General features: G+C 52.2%; 21 protein-coding genes. 6 read left to right on the top strand and 15 right to left on the bottom strand.

Annotated elements, in window-relative coordinates:
- Positions 1-195 precede the first annotated feature (195 nt).
- The 4 genes from K5H97_RS10430 to mauJ all read left to right on the top strand — a co-directional run bounded on the left by K5H97_RS10430 (position 196) and on the right by mauJ (position 4,665).
- The gene (locus tag K5H97_RS10430; RefSeq protein ID WP_028692352.1) at positions 196-1,197 is read left to right on the top strand and encodes a metallophosphoesterase; all 1,002 of its coding nucleotides are present in this window, start codon (positions 196-198) and stop codon (positions 1,195-1,197) included.
- A 9-nt stretch (positions 1,198-1,206) separates the two neighbouring features.
- Complete coding sequence (locus tag K5H97_RS29580) at positions 1,207-1,338, top strand: hypothetical protein (RefSeq protein WP_155741794.1); 132 nt, start codon at positions 1,207-1,209, stop codon at positions 1,336-1,338.
- A gap of 161 nt (positions 1,339-1,499) precedes the next feature.
- Complete coding sequence (locus tag K5H97_RS10425) at positions 1,500-3,224, top strand: hypothetical protein (RefSeq protein ID WP_155952722.1); 1,725 nt, start codon at positions 1,500-1,502, stop codon at positions 3,222-3,224.
- A gap of 100 nt (positions 3,225-3,324) precedes the next feature.
- Positions 3,325-4,665, top strand: a complete 1,341-nt coding sequence (gene mauJ, locus K5H97_RS10420; protein ID WP_028692354.1) for a methylamine utilization protein MauJ — start codon at positions 3,325-3,327, stop codon at positions 4,663-4,665.
- 93 nt (positions 4,666-4,758) lie between these two features.
- Here mauJ and K5H97_RS10415 read toward each other — a convergent pair whose 3' ends face one another.
- The 9 genes from K5H97_RS10415 to K5H97_RS10375 all read right to left on the bottom strand — a co-directional run bounded on the left by K5H97_RS10415 (position 4,759) and on the right by K5H97_RS10375 (position 14,351).
- Entirely contained in the window at positions 4,759-5,070 is a 312-nt protein-coding gene (locus K5H97_RS10415) for a helix-turn-helix domain-containing protein (RefSeq protein WP_028692355.1), read from the bottom strand.
- Between the two features lie 111 nt (positions 5,071-5,181).
- Positions 5,182-5,832 (bottom strand): GMC oxidoreductase, encoded by a 651-nt coding sequence (locus tag K5H97_RS10410; RefSeq protein WP_222578004.1) that lies wholly within the window; start codon positions 5,830-5,832, stop codon positions 5,182-5,184.
- A 154-nt stretch (positions 5,833-5,986) separates the two neighbouring features.
- Complete coding sequence (locus K5H97_RS10405; RefSeq protein WP_155741795.1) at positions 5,987-7,183, bottom strand: phospholipase D-like domain-containing protein; 1,197 nt, start codon at positions 7,181-7,183, stop codon at positions 5,987-5,989.
- 516 nt (positions 7,184-7,699) lie between these two features.
- Positions 7,700-8,374, bottom strand: coding sequence for a hypothetical protein (locus K5H97_RS10400; RefSeq protein ID WP_028692356.1), 675 nt, complete (start codon positions 8,372-8,374; stop codon positions 7,700-7,702).
- Positions 8,367-9,326 carry an MvdC/MvdD family ATP grasp protein gene (locus K5H97_RS10395; protein WP_028692357.1) on the bottom strand — a complete coding sequence of 320 codons (960 nt, stop codon included), beginning with the start codon at positions 9,324-9,326 and terminating at the stop codon, positions 8,367-8,369. Before K5H97_RS10395 ends, K5H97_RS10400 begins: the two co-directional genes overlap by 8 nt.
- A 14-nt stretch (positions 9,327-9,340) precedes the next feature.
- Positions 9,341-9,664 carry a hypothetical protein gene (locus K5H97_RS10390; protein WP_081273221.1) on the bottom strand — a complete coding sequence of 108 codons (324 nt, stop codon included), beginning with the start codon at positions 9,662-9,664 and terminating at the stop codon, positions 9,341-9,343.
- 517 nt (positions 9,665-10,181) lie between these two features.
- Positions 10,182-11,360: a restriction endonuclease gene (locus K5H97_RS10385; RefSeq protein WP_051555745.1), complete on the bottom strand. Its 1,179-nt coding sequence runs from the start codon at positions 11,358-11,360 to the stop codon at positions 10,182-10,184.
- 32 nt (positions 11,361-11,392) lie between these two features.
- Positions 11,393-13,651: an nSTAND3 domain-containing NTPase gene (locus K5H97_RS10380; protein WP_028692360.1), complete on the bottom strand. Its 2,259-nt coding sequence runs from the start codon at positions 13,649-13,651 to the stop codon at positions 11,393-11,395.
- 337 nt (positions 13,652-13,988) lie between these two features.
- Entirely contained in the window at positions 13,989-14,351 is a 363-nt protein-coding gene (locus K5H97_RS10375) for a histone-like nucleoid-structuring protein, MvaT/MvaU family (RefSeq protein ID WP_028692361.1), read from the bottom strand.
- Between the two features lie 310 nt (positions 14,352-14,661).
- On the opposite strand from K5H97_RS10375, the gene K5H97_RS10370 reads away from it, so the two are divergent.
- Entirely contained in the window at positions 14,662-15,417 is a 756-nt protein-coding gene (locus K5H97_RS10370) for a hypothetical protein (RefSeq protein WP_155741796.1), read from the top strand.
- Between the two features lie 308 nt (positions 15,418-15,725).
- Here K5H97_RS10370 and K5H97_RS10365 read toward each other — a convergent pair whose 3' ends face one another.
- The 4 genes from K5H97_RS10365 to K5H97_RS10355 all read right to left on the bottom strand — a co-directional run bounded on the left by K5H97_RS10365 (position 15,726) and on the right by K5H97_RS10355 (position 17,688).
- Positions 15,726-16,277, bottom strand: a complete 552-nt coding sequence (locus tag K5H97_RS10365; protein ID WP_028692363.1) for a hypothetical protein — start codon at positions 16,275-16,277, stop codon at positions 15,726-15,728.
- A 102-nt stretch (positions 16,278-16,379) separates the two neighbouring features.
- Positions 16,380-16,772 (bottom strand): hypothetical protein, encoded by a 393-nt coding sequence (locus K5H97_RS29575; protein ID WP_081273217.1) that lies wholly within the window; start codon positions 16,770-16,772, stop codon positions 16,380-16,382.
- 49 nt (positions 16,773-16,821) lie between these two features.
- A complete protein-coding gene (locus tag K5H97_RS10360; protein ID WP_028692364.1) occupies positions 16,822-17,256 on the bottom strand; it encodes a hypothetical protein in 435 nt (144 codons plus the stop codon).
- A gap of 39 nt (positions 17,257-17,295) precedes the next feature.
- Positions 17,296-17,688, bottom strand: a complete 393-nt coding sequence (locus K5H97_RS10355) for a DUF6957 family protein (protein WP_036986723.1) — start codon at positions 17,686-17,688, stop codon at positions 17,296-17,298.
- 166 nt (positions 17,689-17,854) lie between these two features.
- On the opposite strand from K5H97_RS10355, the gene K5H97_RS10350 reads away from it, so the two are divergent.
- Complete coding sequence (locus K5H97_RS10350) at positions 17,855-18,328, top strand: helix-turn-helix domain-containing protein (RefSeq protein WP_028692366.1); 474 nt, start codon at positions 17,855-17,857, stop codon at positions 18,326-18,328.
- A gap of 136 nt (positions 18,329-18,464) precedes the next feature.
- Here K5H97_RS10350 and K5H97_RS10345 read toward each other — a convergent pair whose 3' ends face one another.
- Positions 18,465-19,031, bottom strand: coding sequence for a hypothetical protein (locus tag K5H97_RS10345; protein ID WP_028692367.1), 567 nt, complete (start codon positions 19,029-19,031; stop codon positions 18,465-18,467).
- 23 nt (positions 19,032-19,054) lie between these two features.
- Positions 19,055-20,176 (bottom strand): hypothetical protein, encoded by a 1,122-nt coding sequence (locus K5H97_RS10340; RefSeq protein WP_155741798.1) that lies wholly within the window; start codon positions 20,174-20,176, stop codon positions 19,055-19,057.
- Between the last annotated feature and the right edge of the window lie 412 nt (positions 20,177-20,588).

Genomic DNA, 20,588 nt, shown 5'->3' with positions numbered 1-20,588 from the left:
CAGCCAGTACAACGCTTCCCATAATGATCCCGTTTGGGATCATTAATCCCTATAAACGCCGTTAATGTGCCATTTTGGGATCATTACGGAGGACGTTAATCACGGCGCATTTTTTGTAGACCCCAACCTTGCTTAGGCGGAAAATAGCCTTATCAAGAATTTACCGCAAGCGAAGACTGGAGCCGGCCCTCCCTTATGAGTTCGAAGATCCTACGCCTTCCAATCAACCCCTCTGGCCGGGATTTTGTGGTCGGCGACATTCACTTTAAAACGATGGATCTGCACCGTGGCTTGCATGCGTTAGGCTTCGATAAAACGAAGGATCGGGTGATCGCAGTAGGTGACCTTATTGATCGCGGGCCCGGCGTGCTGGACGGCCTGAAGCTTCTGGGTGAGCCCTGGTTCTACACTGTCCAAGGCAATCACGAACGGATGCTGATCGACGCTTACCGTGAAAACCCGTTAGCCCGCTATGCAGCTCATGGCGCCGGCTGGTGGCCAACAATCGCTGATGAATCAAAAGGCATGATCATCGATAAGCTGAGTAGCCTTCCTCTCGCGATCGAAATCGAAAGCAGTAACGGGATCGTTGGGATCGTACACGCGGACGTGCCAGCAGGAGTCACATGGCCCAAATTCTTGGCAGAACTGGATAACCAAGCCTTTGAGGATGTGGCGCTTTGGGGGCGAGAGCGGGTGAAAAAGCACTTTCGGGATGGCGTCTCGGAAGCCTGGAGAGTGTGCACAGGCCATACGTGGGTGCCACGTCCGTTGAGGCTCGGTAACGTCCTCGCCCTGGACATCACAGGGGGCGGGGATGGTTCGCTGGCGATCTACTGCGTTCAGGACGACATGACTTACATTGACGGGTTGCCTGCATCACTCGATCAAGCAGAGCGTCTGACTGAAAAGCTACAGATGCTTGGGAAGAAAGCTCAGCAGCTGAAGACAGCTTTGAACGGAAACAAGCTAATTGAATCCCAGATCCATGCCGTAACGGTCGACGTGACCTTGAAGCAGGTGACTTCAATGTGGCTGCAGGTTCAAGAGGGCGTGGTTGAGCAGCAGAAGCTGGTAAATGCTCTTCACGGCCTAAGCCTAGTGAATGGTGAGCGGCGCAGCGCCATGCTCGATGAGCTTTGCAGCAAGCATGCCGGAAGCCAGACTGAAAGCCTGCTACGCCGGCTCCTTGGGTAAGGTGGTTACATGGAACAGATGATTAGCCTTAGCCAGGCCCGGCGCCGATGGCGTCGTATCCTACGGCTGGTTGAGCTGGGCTGGACGGTGGTGATCACCAAACAAGGCAAACCGGTGTGCAAAATAGAGCCGCCACTGTGAGCTCAATACCTCAAGTGCCTTCCAACCCGGCTTCTACGGTACCAGCCAGGCTGATCAAACACTTCGCTAGGCTTAGAACGGCCTAAATGGCGGCTTAACCTCGTCTGACACCCTCCAGTTTGATAGGCTCGATGCTTGGGTCATACACTAATGGAGTAGTTATGCTTCAGGTTGCAAGCGGCAAGCTTTTCACCCACCCCGCGCGCTCAAATTTGCTTAGGGGCGTGCTCTACACAAATGTTCATTTACCCCATGATACGAGCGTGGAAACTGCTATAGGCACGTTCACCCCTCTGGCTCACTCTCGCCATGGCAACGCCATTAGCTGGAATTTTACAGAACAGGTGGAGGGGACTGAAAATGGCCCGGGAATTTTAATCTCAAACGGCATAGATACATATATCGACGATTGCGCCGACATAATCTCTTTCGCTTTGGACTGCATTTGCACGCCGAGCTCAACAGTCGCGGAAAGGCTGTTAAACAAAGGCGGCCGCCGCAGCCGCGACTCAGCAAAGAAACTTTTACCAAAATTCTTTGAAGAAGATATCTATGTACACCAGGGGCTAATCCCACAATTTCAAGCATTGACCAAAGATCTAATAGGTCTGCCCCGCGCAAAATTTACAGGCGTAATGAAATCCATCCGGACATATGTAGCAGCACTCCACCGCCTGGAAGAAGATGTAAACCTGGCTTATACGCTTCTGGTAATGTCACTTGAAACACTGGTTCAAGACTTTGATGGGTATGAAAGCAACTGGTCTGACATCGAAGAGCGTAAACGCCGCCCACTGGAAAAGGCACTCGAAGGGGTTGACACCGTTCAAGCCGACATCATCAAAAATACTCTAGTAAAAGTAGAGCATGTCGCAGCAAGCAAAAGATTCAAAGCATTCATAAAAAAGCACATTACTGATGATCACTTCTCCCCTCAGGCATCTGGCGAAACCGCACCTGTGGGCAAGCGCGACTTTGAAACTGCATTGAGCAATGTGTATGACATTCGCTCTAAATATGTACACACTCTAAGACCTCTGCCTAACGAATTTTTGGCATTCTCGGATTCTAGAGAGGCCGTCCACATAGGTGACGATCTTATATTTACAATCAGGGGCTTGCGAAGAATAGCGAAAACAGTAATCCAATCCTTCATACTTAATCAAGAGAAAATCATCAAAGAACCGTACAACTATTCCCTAGAAAGCCCAAACATTATCAGGGCAAGAATGTGCCCAAGCACGTGGATATCCAGGACTGACGGTTTGTCAGCAAATAGCTACAGATTCTATTTTGATGGATACATTTCCCTCCTAGATCAGTTTTTTGAAGATTTCCCAAACAAAAAACCTTATGATGTGAAGCGCCTACTTGAAACGGGTTTAAAGCAACGCGCCCAGCTGAAGCCGGAGCAACACAGATCGCTCATCGGCCTATACTTAATATTCACAATGATCACCCACGCTTCCAACCACCCAAAAACCAAATTAAAGAAGACAGATTTCGACAAAATAAATACACCATCGATCGAATCCCTCATAACGCACATAGCTACCGGAGAAGCCATCGACTGGCCTATCACTGAGCAAATAAAGTACCATGAGGGCTATTTCAAAAAACGATACAAAGCATATGAAATAAAAATACCACGCAAATTAGAAGCCTGCCTAGAACTAGCTCTTGCCGAGCGCTACAGGGAATCCGGCGAACTTCCCAAAGCTGTCGAGAAACTAAAATCTGCCACGCTCGACTACCCGGAAATCCTGGAAATTCAAGAATTCGCTAGATCATTCCCTCCAGACAAACCGATCGACTGGCTTCTAATCGTATACCCTGCCCTCGCAGAAGAACGGCCAATGAGCACTCTTGATTTGAGTGGGCTTTAGCTTCAAATTTTGAAAATGGCCTAAGTTTAAGTGTTTGTTACCCAATTCGATACTGTAGTCCACCCACGGGTTATTCCCCTTACCAACAAGGAGTTCCTCAATGCTGGCAACCGACGATCCTTTCGAACTGGCCGAGCGGTACCAGAACCAGCGAGGGCAATGGGTGGTAGGTGGACTAGAGACCCAAGTCTTCTGGCCAAATCGTCCTCAAATCGTCAGGTTCGAGGGCCTTGATTTCCTTCTGCAGCCGGCAGTGGTCGATGACCAGCACCGCAGTCTTCCTGCGATCGCGATTCGAGCAAATGGCTTTGGGCTAACGGTTAACGAGGGCCGTGCAGCTGTCATGCGCTTGGCGACGGCTATCGCTTGGCGTGAAAGCAAGAAAGTAGACATCGTGATGTGGGGTGGAGGGAGTCACCCCCACCGTGTGGGTAGGATGCTCAATAACGCTTATACCGAGTATTTCTCGGGCGAAAACCTTCATGTCCCACAGAGCGAGGAGGCTCGGAAAGCGCTGGCCTACTACCGTGAAGGGCTATCACTGGGTAATCCGTTTTACTCCTTCCTAGGCTTCTACAAGGCCTTTGCACGCTCTCTTCCCAATGGCCGGGAGCGAGGGCCATGGATTCAGCAGGCCCTGCTTCGCATGACGGACAGAGAGGCAATCTCGCGACGTGAAGAGCTGCAAGCGCAGGGTGACAACATCTCTGAGTACCTGGCCACACAAGGACGTCATGCGATCGCCCACGCCGAGCGTGAGGATATCGTCGATCCAGACGATCCGGACGACCACCAGCGAATTCATCTCGACAAGCCACTGATGCGCCATCTCGCGGAGCTGGCAATGGAAGAGCGGCTCGGTGTAACACCTCCGTCGGCATACGAACGAGATCACCTCTACGAGCTAGAGGGGTTCCGCGCTTTGTTTGATGACGAGCAGCTAGCAGGGCTTCGTGGAGGGGCCTTCACCGAAGGCCGAGACTACGAGTTCCCTGACGAACTCTATGTGGTAGCGCGTAAGGGGCAGACTGCTGTTCACCTCGGTCTCATGCGCATGACAGCCAGTCGCATGGACGAGGGAAAGTTAGGCATACAGCTTGATTCCGCCAATGGTCGAGTGTTCTTTGTGTTCTGGATGGATTTCGCAAATGAGCGGCTTATCTTTGACCCTATTCGGGGCTGTGGCTTACTCAATGCGAGAAGGGAGAGCCGAAGCGACATTCAGTCCGAGATCTTACTCCAGGAGTTCAGATTCCTCATGTACTGCAACGGTTCGGTTGAGATTTGGTCTTCCGACCGAGAACGCAGGATGGGCAAATCAGAGGCCTACATACTGCCCGTCAATTGGAGTCCGAACTTCGCAGACCATCAGCAGACCCTCATTGAGCTGAACGAACGATTGCAGGCCATGCCAGAGATTGAAGTCGAGGCGGGAGGTTGACGAGGTGGTCTGATGAGTGCTGAAGACACCGGCCGCGTCCCGATAACAGGACTCATCCTGCCAGTGAGGTTTAGAGATTGGTACGCCCTGCGGTCACTTGAAATGGTGACCATGGAGCTTGCGAAACTCTGTGGGAGTCATGCCTTTCAGTGCCTTGAATTGCCGGTTGAAGAAGGCCACCGAGGTGTAGCCGACCTCTTCAGAAACCTGGGCAATCACTGAACCGCCCTCCATCAACAAAGCGCACGCGCGTCCAACCCTGAGCCTGGCGATGTAATCGAGAGCACTGCTTCGGGTATGCCGCTTGAACATCCGGTGGAATGCCGAAACGCTAACGCACGCCATGTCGGCGAGCGCCGGGATAGAAAGCTGTTGAGCGAAGTTCGCATGGATGTGATCCAGCACCCGGTGAAGCCTGGAACTGGTCAATCACCAACTGCAATGCAGAATCAAAAAAGCCCGAAACCAACAACTTGGCTTCGGGCGTTTTTACGACCAGACGCTAGAAAACACTGCTTACACGTGCTTCAGATCTCGCAGAATGGCATCCCCTGCCCGGAGAGACAGAGCAGCCATTGTGAGAGTCGAGTTCACAGTGCCCGCCGCCGCCATCGCAGCACCAGTTGCGAGGAACAGGTTGGGATGGTCGTGAGTCCGCAACCAGCCATCTACCACGGAGTCCTTGGGATCAAGCCCCATGATCGTGCCGCCAGTAATGTGGTTGTTCGGGGTGAAGAATGATGTCATCTCGATCTCGGTACCGCCGAGCGCCTCGGCAATTCGTTTCAAATGCTCGCGAGACAGCGTCGCGGATTTGCGAACGTACTCACCCACGTCGTAGGTCACTTCAGGGTGCGGGATGCCAAGCGCATCACGGTGAGTCTTCGACAGCACCAGACGGTTATCAGGATGAGCGAGCCTCTCATGGTTGACGTACATGTCGACACCATGAGCAGTCCTACGGCGAATCTCTTCGTCCAGTTTCCGACCGACCAGGCCCATCGACAGAGCCTTCATGCCCGCGCGCGAGTTCTGAGCCGTGTTGTTGTACCCGATTTGGATGGCGGAGTAATCCGCTCGGAACGGGCCATCGCCGAAGTTCGTGATAGAGTTCATCTGCACCGAACCACCGCCCGACCAAATCGGCTCAGCCGACTGGAAGCTCATCCCGATGCCAGGGTGATCCATCATGTTGCGGCTATGAATAGCCTTACCTAGAAGAACTGATGATGATTTCTCATCATCAGCTGTGCCCCGCCCCTTGCCACTGGTGGCTAACCGCTTCCGACACGCACTGCTCGCTCGTTGAGCAGTGACAAGGCTAATCGGATGCCAAGGCTCGGCGTCTCCTCGTCTCCTCCCAGATAACTGCATCAAGCACGCCGAGATTTTCGACTGGGTAACCTCCTCTACCGTTCTGCGCGTCGAGTAGAGCTGCACGCAGTAGAAGCGCAGTTTGAAGATATTTGTATCCAGCTGAGGCACCATAAGGACTTTCACATCCGGTTAACGTCATCCAGGCCCGAATCGGCTCATTATCAAGGTAATAAGCATTAGGAAAAAACTGGCACAGCATTTCAGTGAAGACCGACCTCCGCGTTTCAACCCCCAACACTGTCAAACGATCAATTTCAGTCATGACTACATCGTCCCGATGGCGCGGATCGGCTCCGATGACGCGCATAAGCGAAACAGATAGCTCGCGGAAATTACTGCTTTTACCTTGACGCTCCCATCCATTGGCCTGGAATCGGCTTCCGTCGCCAAAATCCCAGAGCCTACGTAATTCGTGATAGAACGCTTCATTTTTCTTAGGTGTCCAGTACCGCGCCTGTACCTCAGCCGCACTATTAAAATGCGCTCGCAACTCTTTCTTCAGATTTCTAAACGTAAGCATCTGCGTTCTGCGAAAATCCAAAATTGAACCCATAGCAGTTATAGATTTCTTTGTCGGCAGACGAAGGTTAAACACGCGTCCCGCTGGGTCAGAAGTGTTTCGAGCCGAACCAGGCTTTCTAGTCTGAACTGCCTCCACATAACCATCCAGCCAACTCTTGTTAAGGATCACGCAAGATTTTTTTGCTTCGAAAACCCATGTCTTAGCAGCTTCAAACACAGAGCTCGATATCTCAGAATGTCCATTAATTTCATGATTAGTGGCAAATGCTGCTTTCGAGAGGTTCGAAGAACCTACGAGCGCATGACAACTTCCACCAGGTTCGCGCCAGAACATAGCCTTGGGGTGAAAACCATCAATCAATTCTGCAACCAGAAAGTGCGCCTGTCGCGATCGAGGCAGCCAGCCTATAACCTTCTCACAGGCCGCTCTCCTAGTAATGCCAAAATCTTTCCCTACGATAAACGCGAAGGATTTACACTGAGCCCCCAGCTTAACACTGGTGTCCCACTCAGTAAGATACGCACTAAGGATGTAGAGCTCTTCTGATTCCTGCAGCGCTCGGTGATAGAGACTCTGGAGATCGGAGCCACTGTTATAAGGCAAAAGCACAAGATCCATGACGTCAAAAATTCCTTAATTGTAGACCTAAGCAACAAACCCCTGAGAGCAAACAAGGCGTCATACCTACGCCGACAAGCCCAAGTCTCGCCACTCCTCTGCTCAGCGTTGACTATGCCCCCGAAACACCCACTTAAATAACCAACTCGACTCTATCCAAGGATAGGTTCACCTCTCCACCCGCTGGTCGAGCCTTCCCGTGCCAACATGCCCTGCTGTAACATCCGGAAGCTATGAAACCTTGATACGCAAACTCTTCCCTGAAGCACCTTGTGATGCATGACAGCAGATCCCATTGCGCGGTCGCCTGTCGAGCATCACTCCGAGTCCAGGCCGAGGTGGGCCAGTTCTACCTTGGCAGATGGTCGGCTCAAAATTGCGGCTGCTAGCCGCACTTCCCTGCTGACCGGGCTGGCACTGTTCTGACGGAGTTCAGTGCCATGTGGCCATCACCCCCACGCGGGTGGTGGCCATTTTTTTGCTTTGCTCAGACTCGGAATCAGCCGCTTCGCAGTATCACGAGAAGCACATGATCAGGGGGGCTATCACTTCCGGATTGACCAGCTTCGTAGCCTCTCCGACAACCCATGTTCCTACCGGCCACGCCACCTGCAAAACCATCAGAATCGTGAAAGTCAGAAACGCCCGGAGCAGAAACTCATGGGTCATTTTGATGCCTGTTACCTTCCGATTCACCTTGGGGTAGTTGTTAAGCACAGCGTGAGACAGCTCCTTGGCTAACGCTGCCTTCGGTGATCCTTTTTTCCAGCTACGAGCTAGATCCGATGGACTCACCACATCAAAGCCATCGACTTTAAGCGTTTTGAACGCCCAGCCCCCTGCCCTCAACAGATATGCAACAGCCCAGGCGAATACAAACAGACCAAGACAGCTCAGCCACTTGCTTGATTTGTCGTTCCACAAGCTGGGTATCAGTGACACCAAAACCGGTATCAGTGCCGTGATCGCAGCGAGGTAGATACCTGCTTTAGCATCAGCACCTTTACGTCGATCAACCTCCGCATCAAACAGTCGTCGGGCCTCTTCTAAAACCACATCACTGTCTCGAGACCAATCACCATCGCGCACGGACAACGCCATGCTACGACGCCACTCATCGTCTCCCTGCTGCTCATCGGATGACAGAGGAATGATGGTTGGCCAGAGCCACTGGAGTCGCTGCTTAAGCATGAACAACTGCTTTCCCCGTCAGCTCATCACAGATTGCAGAAGCGATTGGATACCCCGTGAGGTTCTCAATCCAGGCCCACTGGCCGTTAGGGTTTATCTCCAGGAACCAGAGCTTGCCGGAGCGATCACAGATCAAGTCAATGGCCCCATAGCGCAGACCAAGGCGAGCCACTAACTCGATGCACTGCCGTTGCACCTGTACAGGGAGAACAATTTTTTCGTGCCGTAGATCAGGACGACTGCCTTGGCGCCAATCAGTTTCAGTTTCGGGGTTTTCTTGAGACCAGATCGCCGTTGCAAAAACTCGCTCACCAACCACCGTAACCCGCACATCGTATTGCTTCAGGACTTCGGTCTGGACAATGAAGGGGGTCAACGCAATGGCTTCGGCCTGGTCGTCGTCAATCTGCCCGAGTCGAGAGGTGAAGATGACACGCTCAGTTTCCCCCGTGAGCACAGCTTGGCGAAGCGGCTTGCCAATGGCCTGGCCGCCCTCAGTAATAACCCGAGCCGATGAGATGTCGTTTGTAATCAAAGCTTGGGGGACATGGAAGCCAATTTCATGGGCCAACAGCAACTGCATCGGCTTGTCTTCAGCCATGAAGATCTTGGCGGGAGAATTCAGCCAGCGCCCCTCCAAACGCGAATACAAGCTTTTGAGAAAGCTGCTCCACTCTGCCTCGATATAGGCGCGCTCCCCTGCATCCTCTACCTGGTCAGATACTGATGGTGCGCCTGGCCGACGGAAATAGGCGGCTGAAATCTGAGAACCCCGGACAGCCTCCCCGCCCAGTGAAATTGACCAAGCATCACGCGGATGCCCCGCCATCGTACACAGCGCCTGCGGGAGCATCTCGGTGTTCAGTCGCATGTGAGGTTCACCGCGCCGACGGAGCTCTGCCACGACATAGTCCATCGTGATGTCACGACGATTAGTAACCAGCAGCAACATGGTGCGCGTCCAGATCAGTCTGAGTAGTAGCGAGTGTCGAGCCCGAATGTTGGATCGCCATTGTCGTCACGCTCCAACTCGACATTGGTCTTGGTGATCAGCTCGAGAATATGATTGGCCTCGCACCGATCATCGCGCTCGGTGTTTGCATCTGTCTTGGTCACCAACTGCAGCAGCTGATTGCTGGAATCAAAGTCACGCAGCTCAACGGAGGACTGACCACGATAGGGAGAAGGGTCGTCATCGTCGCTCTCGACCTTTTGGTAGGTCTTGGTCAGGAGTTCAACCTGCCAGCACGCCTCGTCATCTTGTTCTGCGTTGACCTTGGTCTTGGTCATGAGCTCATTCAGAGCCCCATCTGCAATGATCGGCACTACTCCTGCCGGCGAGTCGACCGCCCACATGTTGAGCTCAGAGGAGTAGTAGCCGGGAATCTTATCTTCCCCTGTCCTTGGTGTGGCGAACCTCGAAAGGAATGGCGATGTTCCGGGCACATTTGCTGATGCTCCCAAGCTGGCTTCTCCTATGCCGGCGAGTCGCGAAAGGCGACAACAGACTGACAGTACCATTTGGCCACCATGGCGGTAAATGAAGATCAAGCCTCAATAGAAATCCACCGGAACAGCGCGGACTCAACTCGCATACGAAGAGGTGCTCAAGCTAAAGTCTTTCACAGACCAAAAGATCAACCGCTTCAAAAAGGCTGCTAGCGCCACCAACGCCATGGAGACCTTCTTGAACTACTTCTACGATTTCATCATCGGCGTCTTTGGTTCACTCCTGGCCACAATCATCACTGACCAATGGAAAGCCAGGCGGGCTTTGAACCGCTCCTAGGAAGCCGATCATTCGTAGTCAATCCAAGTGACTGAAGCGGCAAGGCTGTTGATCCCAAGCGGAATACAGATTCTTGCCGTCCCAATAGCTCACCCTCCCCTGATCATCCACAGAGCGTTTGGCACGGAATACAGTTTCTATCCGCCTCATCGCCAGTATCTGATGATCAAGCACAGGTATCTCATGCCCTTCCAAGCCATGAGCGTCTTGGAACAGGTTCCGCCTAGGTAAGCACATGAGCAATGCGGCCTGCTTGGTTTCCTTGAGAACCAGTGCGAACGAATTGGTGATGGTGCTGTAGCCAGTATGGGCATGGGTTACCAATGCCTTCTCTCCGGCCTGGACGCGTCGCAACAAAGACAGCACATGCGAGTCGGAAACCAACGTCGACTTATCCTGGACGATTCCTTGCTGGGCCTGATTACACCACTCGGCAACGTCACCTGAATCCTTGAGTTCAAGCACGCCATTTGAAGCCCGCGCGAACTTATGAGCACTAGGGAGGTACCTGGATGTCGTCACGAAAATGCCGTGACTGACTCCGTCGTTCGCGACCACGCCACGCAATGCCTGAACAGCATCGAGCCGGATAGGATGCCTGGGTGAATACCGCTTCGCCTGCACGTATGTCAGCGTGTCGCCGAGAGGGCCCCGCTGAAGCAACCGAACGTCGACACCGCCGTCTCCTACTCCAGGCCCTACCTGTGATTCATAGCCCTGGGCTTGGAACACACGGTAGAGCAGAATCTCGAACTCCCGGGGGGTGAGGTTGTACAAGCGCTCGGGACGAGCTTGGAAATACTGGTAGAGCTCAGCATAGATATCGCTGAAATCTTCGACGATCAGGCTACAGACCCATTTCCAATGGAAGTATTGATCGTATGCGGCCTGCATTTCTTCCGTCGTTGCGAAGAAGTAGTAGGAGCAACCGTCATTGTTATCGAACCAGAAACCATGCGATTCGCATATCTGGTCAAGCTCTGCCCGCAACCGGGGATCGAGATCCTCATCCAGCAACCGGGCGAGATCTCCGCTGCTGTATAGGATGAAGACCACAGCCTCTTCTCCGGGCTCACCATCTACGCGTTCGGCATAGGATGTGAATCCACTGTCGTACCAGAGGTCATTTCTCTCCGCCCATGACTTGATGTCGATCTGTGCATTCTCTACTCGCTTCTCCAGCTCGCGATCAGACAATTCTGGCAACGCCTTAGCCCCGTTCCCTTCGCCTATAAATCTACATCGTCAAAGATATTCCTTCCGCCATTCTGTGCAGATGGGCGCATGAAATCGCTTCGGCCGACCGCAGGCTCGTCTCCCCTTTCCTGGGATACCTCACTCACCCAATCGTCAACTCGACGCCTTTGGGTATCGACCACATCTTCCACACCAGGCCACTCAGGGAAAGCCGCTTGGATCCCCTCTAGCTCCTCGATGAATTCAGAGAGGTGGTAGTCAGGATCGTTCTCATAACTGTATGACTCCTGCTGAGACTTGCGAATCCTGTCTAAATCAGTCAACACATACTTCTGTACATCGTTGTAGAAATTCTCCCGCTCCTCGTCATTAAGGAACTCGTGCATCTCTTGGTCGTGGATGTACCCTAGCTCATCATCATCAAATACAAAATCGTGGATCTTGATCGAGATTGCATCCCTGGCTGACTTCGGCAAAAGACCTTGCCGAAGCAGACGAAGAGCCAGGTCAGACGAATTCGTGAACAGGTTTCTCGCGAAGTCACGAACCAAACCGGAGTGAAGCTTTCCGTCAAGCTTCGAATAGGTGCGTAGAAAAACGTCGTCAGCCCTACGCAGCAGGAACGAGTACAGCCTTCCCCGCCTCGCACGCTCCACATCAGCCTCACATGTGACGTATTCACAGCATCGTTTCGCGATCACTGCAAACATGCTTGAGGGCAAAATCGTAGCGTTCTGAACGCCTGTGTCGCCGCACGTCACCAGTTCCATCAATCGCTCAATGGGTGTGCCATTCACAAAAATTTGCAGATGATCTGGACTCTGGGCAAGTATCAACGCAAACGCATCTCCAATCGTAGGATGCTTGTACTTCCAGAAGCGTCCCTCGGCTGTATCTGCTAGCTGTACAAAGCTTCCCCGGAGGCTTTCTAGAGCCCGTATGCAACCGGCTTGGCTACTACCTAGCCTCCCAACTGCATGGTTCTCATCCACAGAGAGATTGACCGGGCTTTCAAGAGCGCCGTGCTTCATGTAAAGCACAGCTAATGCAGCTTGGCTTTCGTCATCCATACCCTGCATCGTTTCGACGAGCCATCGTTCCTGCTTAGCGACAAACTCGTCGATACCTTTCTGGCCGATCTTGAGGCTCTTGGTGAACTCAACACTGCCCAAGCGCCGAGCTGTCTCGGGAGCGAACCGGCTGTGCGCCGCCACCGCAGGAAGGAACTCCTTCAAGGCTGTCCGAACTCGCTGAGATTGGTTCCCTAGCTTTATGTGGTTGTAGAGGATCTCTGACTTTTCCCGGGAGGTCAGCTCCTTGACGTCAATGACCACCTGGCTCTCCTCTATCAAAGGAAACGCCGTTCTCTTGAGGTCGCGTCGTGCGTTTTTGTAGATGTAATCACGGCTAGTCAGGACTACTCGATGGCCAGCTCGAATCATCGTCGAGAGCGCCGGGAGTATTCGGTTCCACTCCATCACCAGGTCAGCTTCGTACTGCATCGCCCCGAAGGCGTCATCAACCCATATGAGCTGGGATGTTTCCTCGGTATTCCAGTGATCTCGTATTTGCTCAGGCCTCTCCAGCTTCAAAACAAGACTTTCCCACTTGTCCATCGCACACATGGCCATAAGCGAGGCGATCGTCGTTTTGCCAGCAGCGGGCTCCCCAACCAAGAGCACAAAGCCATGCTGCTGCAGAGCCTGAAGGGCTTTTCGATAGGTACCGGTCACTACCAGCTTTGCCAGATCGGGCAGCTCAGTCAGCAGCGCCTTTGTCTGCTTGTATCGTCTCTCATCCAGGATCTGACTGAGGTCGCCCAGACCATAGAGCCGAGGCACATTCATGCGGAGGCTACTGTTCAGTTGGATTTTTTCGCATATCCACGTCGAGCCCAGCAAGAGAACGTGCTTTGCACCCTCGCTTTCAAATGCCTGCTTGATTTTGAGATGACTTTCCCCAGTCCAATCAGCATTGGTCATGAGGACATAGACGTCACACACTCCCTGAGCGACAAGGCGGCGCACCTTGGTGAGCTCTGCTGCCACATCGGACAGCGAAAGATTGTGCTCACGGCGTGATGTGAACTTGCACTGGATGACGTATTCACCTTCATAGAACTCATTTGGCTGAGGCGACCACCTACCTTTGAATCCTCCGTCGCGCCCCCCGTCGTTCCCCTCAAGAAACGTCTCCACCGTCTGCCCCAACACGGTGGAAGCCACTGCCATGCACAACTGCTGAAAGCTGTGCCAACCCAAGAGGTGGAGGTCGTATTTTGGAGTAGTCATACGGCATTCGATCCTTGCAGCCAAACCACAGGCCAGATAATTGCCATCATAGCGAAGTCAACTTGATCCCGAGCTGGATCACAGTCAGAGCGTTGTCAAAAAGCTTGGTGACATCAAGCTTTGGTGGGAAGTGGTGAGCCATGGCGATGATGCCAAGAGGCTGACGGCTAGAGAACAGCTAGCAGCCATGCCCAGGACAACCGCAAGCCACCACCGAAAGGAGCCGTCATCATCAGTAGTCGATGCAGGCTAGCAGCCCGTATCACGCTTAGAGCCTGCCTCAGCGAAGGATTCGCCGACAAATGAAAAGGCCTCCCGAAGGAGGCCTCTGAGGAGCTTATTGACGCCAGGTCTCTACAGTTTCTGCGCCGTACTCATTCTTCCACGACTTGAGAACGGTGTGGTTACCGCCCTTAGTCTGAATCACTTCACCCGTATGTGGGTTCTTGTACGTCTTAACTTCGCGAGGCTTGCGAGTGCTAACAGGCTCCACTACCGCGCCCAGACGGCTGCTGGCTTGCGGGTCGAGAATGTTGATGACATCTCGCAGACTGAAACCGTATTCGCCCAGGAGAGTACGCAGCTTGCTTTCAAACTCCATCTCCTCTTTGAGGCCGTTGTCTTCCTTTAAGGCTTCCAGCTCTGCGAGCTGAGCTGCGAGCTGCTGTTCCAGGCGACGGTACTCGGCAAGGCGCGACATTTTGTGAATCCTGTTGGTTGTTGGCTGGCTGCAAGAGTACAGCGATACCGTACCGCTTATCCAGAAAAACGCTGGATTCACTAGCAAGACGGAGCTGCGCGTGAACTTGACTCCTGTTTGCGAAGGGCTATGTCAGGGCAGGCGCTACGGAATGTGGCGACTTGGCTAGAGCTTCCAGTGGCGCCTCATGATGATGGCGATTTGGGTCTATCGTTCTCTCGAATGCAGCGTTTCTATACAGCTGGTTTCAAGCCAGTTGCTCAAGGCCCGCCGCATTCCGAAATGCCAACTCTAACGACAGGTGCATACCATGGAACTTCCTGAGCCACTTCTTTCTGCAGTCAAAAAACTATTTGACGGGCACCATCCATACTGGCACCTCGCACGGGTGCGAGAAAGTGAAATGCCAAACGCTTCCGCCAGAGCTGCCTGGAAAGCTGCTAGGCAAATGTTTCCGACATTAAAATTTCGCGATGAACCAGGAGCAGGTGCAGAATTCCTCACTTTCCACCGGGATATGATGCGTGAATATAAGTGGCTCCTCGAACAGTTTCCTGACGTGAAAATCAGTTACCAGCCATGGACTTCAATACCCGATGATGTAGCGAATTTCATAGAGAAAAACTTTAATGTATCTGCAGGACACGTCAACGCGGGAAGTAAAGAAATTGATAAATTGATAAAATCAGGCTCCCTTGACGAACTCGGGGCTTTCATGGAGCCGTGCCCAGATGACAATCAAGAATTTGGGGCTGGATTGCATGATTTGGCACATGGTGCGGTTAGCTATATAGAGGAAGGGAATGGTTTGGCTAGGGACTTCAGCATGGGTAGCCCGTCTACAGCCCATCGAAATAAGGTCTTCTACCAGCTGCATGGTTGGATTGATGAATGTTATGCGGCTTGGCAGACCGCCCACAACCAGAGTCCAGATACAACTCCAAAAGCGCCTGGCGAGCATGGAGGTCATGTAATGGGACATGCACCGACCGATGAGAAAATGCTAAAAGATGCCATAGAGACCGTTGATACAATACTAAGATTTGAGCGAGCCTGGAAACGTTAATTTATTCTTCTAACACCAAATTTAAGCCCGCAAAATTGCGGGCTTTTTTATTTTCCCGGCTAGTTGAGGCAAGCTTAGAAAATGGCTACACCAACAACTCGGAAAAAGGCCACCTACAAAACTGAGGTTCATACCTCCTACCCAGGCCTGCAACCAGCTCACTTACGCAAGCGGAGCGCGCAGGCCAGGAAGGCCGAAGACGTGAAAGGATGGAAGCCCGACAGGGTCGAGACCGTAATGCGGGCTCGATTCACGACAGCCTGGCCGCGCAGCGGCACGCCCAAGCTGTAGCTCTCAGGCAAGATCGCTTACTTGTGGAGCTTACTGAAACGCTCGATCACGACGCTTGGTGCGACGCTAGGCCATGCCTCAAGATTCCCAGACTTGCGCCAGAAATTGATAATGCTCCAGACAAAGTACAATGCGGGCACTGCACCACCAAGCATTGAATAGCTGTGCAATACAGGCATAGCTCCCGTCCTAGGGTGATCTGCGAGAACTGGTAGAAGAGCAAGAATAAACACTGCTACGTATGCCGCCGCGAACCAGATAGCTCCGTAAAACAGCATATAAATCGGTGTCGCCAAGCGGAGCTTCGTCAAAGTGCGAATCCGTCCACCCTCCTCCCTGAAGCCATACATCGCACCCGTGTTCTTGAGTTTGTTCCTTGACTTTTTGTAGACACAATAAAAATCATAGTGCTTACCAGCTTCGATTTCTTCGTACAGCTGAATTGGAATGACGGTATTCGGCACCAGAACACCATCAATCTTCATTATTACTTGAACACTACCCTCCCTGTGCTCAAAGACTCGAATATCTTCAAGCTTTCCAGAGACCTTGATGTAATCAGCAATCACTATGACTAACTCCTGTCATAAAATCTTCCATCACCCGTTTTCAGGCAAAGGGAGAGCGTCAGCAGCTTCACCAGGAAGCCGCTTATTTCAAAAAACTATTTTTTAGTGCAAGCGGCCAGGGCTAATAAAGAACCCCTTCGACCCCAACTTCAAAAAATCGCGCAATCCAGCCCGGCCGCCATCCCTGCGAAACGACGCTAGGACATACCGTGAATTCAGCGTAGTAACGACCCAAAAGCGGCCTTCTTTCTGAACGCTCTGGATGTCGGATGTGCGTAGGTAGTGCCCATCAGCAAATCGTCCGATCGGATTTGCTGCACGGACATGCCCGAAGACCACACCCACAGCGCTGCAGGCGATGATCTGGACATTTACCAGAAACGCGGTCACAGGTTGTGCATAGCCCTGGCCAGCGGCACGACCTATGCGCAAGAGATCGAAATCTGTGTACCGCCGGCTGTGAAGGTCAACGGCGTAGACATTTGAGACTGCCAAAGAAAAACTCCTCGCTCAGGCTATGTATTTGGTAGGAGTCAGAGACAAACTAAGCCGACGCTCGGTACAGCTCCCTGACTTTACTCAGGTTGGCTGGATCGAAGTCGGTATCACATGAGTCGTTGTAAACGCTCCCGCTCTCTACTTCGAGCAAGCACACAGGGCAGTCATTCTTGTCATACCCGAGTGCGAGAGAGGCTAACCGTTCCATCCGCCAATGCTCACCGCCGTTAAGCCGCGCCGGTGTAACGACCTGGACATCTTCAACGATGAACTGATCATCCTGGGCCTGGAGCATCTCGTGCAGCCGTGGCTCGTCGTTGAGCATCTCTTCGCCTCGCACGAACCTACCCTCAATCCAACGCTTCACGCTTACGTGATACCAATGCGTCGAAAGCGCTCTCGACACGCCATGCCAATGAGCAAGTCCGTCACCGAACATACCTGGAACACCTGCAAGGTCAGTGGTGCTGGTTCTAAACATCAGTAGGATAACTCAACCGCGAGCCTAGGCTCGTCAACGTCAATAAAATGAAAAAATCGTCTTGAGCGAGGCCTTCTGCTCAGCCCCTTTCCCGACGAGCACATACACGGTGTTTCGAGTCTCAAAAAAATACCCGTCCACGAGCGCAACCCCGATGCTCGACCGCACCCAACTGCCAGGCTGAAAGCGGCCAGCGCTATCCGCCCGCACATTGTGAGCAAGGAGAAACAAGGGGATGTTGCCAGCAGCCGCCACCTTCGCTAGCTCAGCTTCAGTGAGCTCCGCACGGAACAACGTCCAATCCCGGACGAGACAGTACGCTTTCCCTGGATAGCGATGGGCGACCAGCTCGATCAACTGTCCCTCCTCAGCATGGGCGCCCTCGCGGGGCTCTGAAGGCTCGCTGAAGAGCTCGATATCTGCGTTGTCCAATTCCTCACCTCGCAGGGGGAGCTTGAGAGAACTCTTGTGGCATCCGACCACTTGCCTCTCTCCACGATGTGCCGTCCAAGGCCATCCACACAAAACGGATAATACAGTGATTTACCGTTTATCCGCAAAGCGAAGCTGTGGCTATATCCTGATTTTTGGATGGACTATGCAGCTCAGGATCGCATTCGCGGGGGTACTACGTGCTTTTCGTCTCGTCCGGGGCGCTCGGTACGCCGATCTTTCAGAGGCTACAGATCGCACGAAAATCAGCGCACTCGAGAACGCCAAGACAAGCATCACCATTGAGCAGCTCGAGCAGATTGCGGACAGCCTGGGCGTCGACCCGATCGCCATGCTCGCGATGTCGATAGCCCAAAAACAGGGTGAGCCAGCTCTCACAGTAGTGGGCCGGGCACTGACTCACGTCGCTGCGTTTGAAGCAGAGGGAGGGATGAAGGCCCTCGCCGAACAATTCGACGATGGCGGGAATCTCATCAAGCGGAAGCGCGGCAAGCCACTCAACGCTGACAACGAAGCAGCTGTCTTGGCCCTCAAAGCCGCTGGCATGAAGCAGCAGCAGGTGGCTGAACAGCTTGGCCTGGCGTTGACGAGTGTCAGGGATTACTGGAAGAAGTCTTGACGATTTGGGGTGCAAGGAAAGCTGGAGCAAAGCACTTGTCATGGCCGTCGCTACCGAGGCATGTTATCCGATTGCTGCTAGGTGGGTGATTGAATGGCCGGAACACTCCGGCCATATGTGATGATCTTTAATGGTGTCAGATATAGATAAACAAAGCGCCGATCACAATCGCAAAAAATGCTCCTAGGAGCATACATGCACTGCGATTACCTACAATTGTGATGTTCGTTTCCCACCCCATCTTCTTGTCCACCCAATTTGCCAGGCGCACAGTAGAGCCCGACCCACCATGCACCAGCAACAACACATGATTAAACAGAACAAATATAAGCAGGTAGGCGGGAAACCAAAACGCCAGAGATATCCAGTAACCCGGATCCCCGAACTCGACCACCATGATAAAGCCAACTGCAAAAAACCCTAGCTCGAAGCTAAACTTAATGTACTCAACGAGGACTTTGCGCGCCCCCTGCAGGAGGGCACTATCATCATAAGGATGCACGGAAGTAAAAAAGTATATAACCAGCAGTACAGAGGTCATCATTATGGCCATTGCAACATTAGGCCATGACGCATTACTCGCCAGAAACTCACTCCCCACCCCAATGACTCTAAAAAATAGAGCTGCAGCAAACGCCAACCCTAGCGTCTTCAATGGCAGATAGCCGAAATTCGTATCACCTTGATCCACAAGCGTAGTCATACGCAACTCCTTTTGAAATAGCCTTAATTTAAGTCAAAATTATTTTTTATCCGATGAAGACGCGATGAAATCTCACCTATAAGCTTGAAATGCTCGCCACCACTCATCTTGTCAAACTTCGACCTGACATCAGTAATACATTCCTCAACGAGTCTCTTGAGAACAGACTTATCCCTCAACCGCTCCACGCTTTGAATCGTAGAAAAGACCTTATCTAGCCGCCGCTTAGCACTGACAAACGCTTCATCAACCTCTAGAACCTCCGAAAGAGAGCGCCTTATCCATACTAAATCGGGAAGGAGAGAATTACTACTGAAGACAGTTAACTCAGCTTGCCTCCGTGGAGTGTAAAATTCACTCACAATCCAGGCCTTCAGATCCAAGGAACAGCCGAGGAATCCCGCCTCATCGACCATAGGGCTTTTGGTGAATGTGAAAATTATATTGGCCAGCTTTACCGCATCTCGAACAAAGCTATCGAGCATGAAGACATTGATACCCTGAGCCCTACCGTGGAATATAATATCCCCTTCACGCGAGTCGCGACACTGTTCGATCATGAGCAAATCTTGCCGCAGGCTAATAAGATCAAGAACAAACGCTAGATGCTCCGATTCGTTGGCAGTTGAATTAGCCAAGGCTTTCTTTACTCGCTCTAGCTTAGCTGAAACCTTTCCTAGGTGATTAGTACCGTCGCCATTTTCATCAAACTCTGGATTAATAATAAGATCACAGTTATGTAGCGAATTACTTGGGAACACAGCATTGTACAGGAGCGTAGGGTCGCGGAATCTAAAGCTCCTCTGCAGGCTCTCCTCTTGCTCATTAAGCAACTCAATGAAGAGCTTTCGATGACTGATATATCGGTCGAACGTCATCGCCTCGAGCTGGGCCTGAGTAACCTTCTGCATCCCCTTGTTCTGACGGGCCAGGAACAAGAGAGTGGCGACAGTGGCAAGGGTACTCGTGAGTGTGAAAAAGCCAGCGAGCAAGGAACCAAAACTCGCCCACGCAGAATGATTGTTTGATACGTAAGGCAGCTTTTCAGCGTAGGTAGAAAACAGGACGTAGCCCAACACCACAATGAGCAAGATCATAGCGATCCATACCCAGCGCTCTTTCCACCAGCCTAAATCAAGCTTCACGCGAGAAATCCCTTCCAACCCAAGATTGGTGGCATTTTAACACCACGTCGTGGGCAGTGACCAAATCCGACGGTGATCCAGGTGAGCAATTCCAGCTTGCAGGCGGTATCCATGCCCTCAATGCCCGCTCCAAAATTCGAGCTGTGCTGCCAGGGAGGAGCTGGAGTGGGCAGGAGAGGCTGAGGAAAAAATTAGGGCCCTGCTCGTGTGCTGTGGGCCGACGGCTACCGCGTTACTGGCCAAGGACAGAAAAATGTGACCCACTTCACATAATGGCATTTTGAAGCCATAACTCAAATACACAACTCTCTAAATTTATCCATATAAATCAGTAGGATACTTTACTGTACATTTAAACAGCCTGCTAAGCTTTTGACTCTATAAGGTTTTTTGTGATCATTTTGTCAGTGTA

The organism is Pseudomonas mosselii (genome assembly GCF_019823065.1).
Taxonomy (GTDB): Bacteria; Pseudomonadota; Gammaproteobacteria; order Pseudomonadales; family Pseudomonadaceae; genus Aquipseudomonas; species Aquipseudomonas mosselii.
Note: the sequence above shows the minus strand (reverse complement) of the source record. Positions and strands in the feature narration are given on the sequence as shown.

What these genes read in the sequence shown, in the direction of transcription:
- K5H97_RS10425 (WP_155952722.1), top strand. Translation starts at nt 1,500, where the DNA reads ATGCTTCAGGTTGCAAGCGGCAAGCTTTTCACCCACCCCGCGCGCTCA.
- K5H97_RS10410 (WP_222578004.1), bottom strand. Translation starts at nt 5,832, where the DNA reads ATGAGCTTCCAGTCGGCTGAGCCGATTTGGTCGGGCGGTGGTTCGGTG.
- K5H97_RS29580 (WP_155741794.1), top strand. Translation starts at nt 1,207, where the DNA reads ATGGAACAGATGATTAGCCTTAGCCAGGCCCGGCGCCGATGGCGTCGT.
- K5H97_RS10400 (WP_028692356.1), bottom strand. Translation starts at nt 8,374, where the DNA reads ATGCTTAAGCAGCGACTCCAGTGGCTCTGGCCAACCATCATTCCTCTG.
- K5H97_RS10430 (WP_028692352.1), top strand. Translation starts at nt 196, where the DNA reads ATGAGTTCGAAGATCCTACGCCTTCCAATCAACCCCTCTGGCCGGGAT.
- K5H97_RS10375 (WP_028692361.1), bottom strand. Translation starts at nt 14,351, where the DNA reads ATGTCGCGCCTTGCCGAGTACCGTCGCCTGGAACAGCAGCTCGCAGCT.
- K5H97_RS10380 (WP_028692360.1), bottom strand. Translation starts at nt 13,651, where the DNA reads ATGACTACTCCAAAATACGACCTCCACCTCTTGGGTTGGCACAGCTTT.
- K5H97_RS10345 (WP_028692367.1), bottom strand. Translation starts at nt 19,031, where the DNA reads ATGACTACGCTTGTGGATCAAGGTGATACGAATTTCGGCTATCTGCCA.
- K5H97_RS10350 (WP_028692366.1), top strand. Translation starts at nt 17,855, where the DNA reads ATGCAGCTCAGGATCGCATTCGCGGGGGTACTACGTGCTTTTCGTCTC.
- K5H97_RS10395 (WP_028692357.1), bottom strand. Translation starts at nt 9,326, where the DNA reads ATGTTGCTGCTGGTTACTAATCGTCGTGACATCACGATGGACTATGTC.
- K5H97_RS10360 (WP_028692364.1), bottom strand. Translation starts at nt 17,256, where the DNA reads ATGTTTAGAACCAGCACCACTGACCTTGCAGGTGTTCCAGGTATGTTC.
- K5H97_RS10370 (WP_155741796.1), top strand. Translation starts at nt 14,662, where the DNA reads ATGGAACTTCCTGAGCCACTTCTTTCTGCAGTCAAAAAACTATTTGAC.
- K5H97_RS10405 (WP_155741795.1), bottom strand. Translation starts at nt 7,183, where the DNA reads ATGGATCTTGTGCTTTTGCCTTATAACAGTGGCTCCGATCTCCAGAGT.
- K5H97_RS10390 (WP_081273221.1), bottom strand. Translation starts at nt 9,664, where the DNA reads ATGACCAAGACCAAGGTCAACGCAGAACAAGATGACGAGGCGTGCTGG.
- mauJ (WP_028692354.1), top strand. Translation starts at nt 3,325, where the DNA reads ATGCTGGCAACCGACGATCCTTTCGAACTGGCCGAGCGGTACCAGAAC.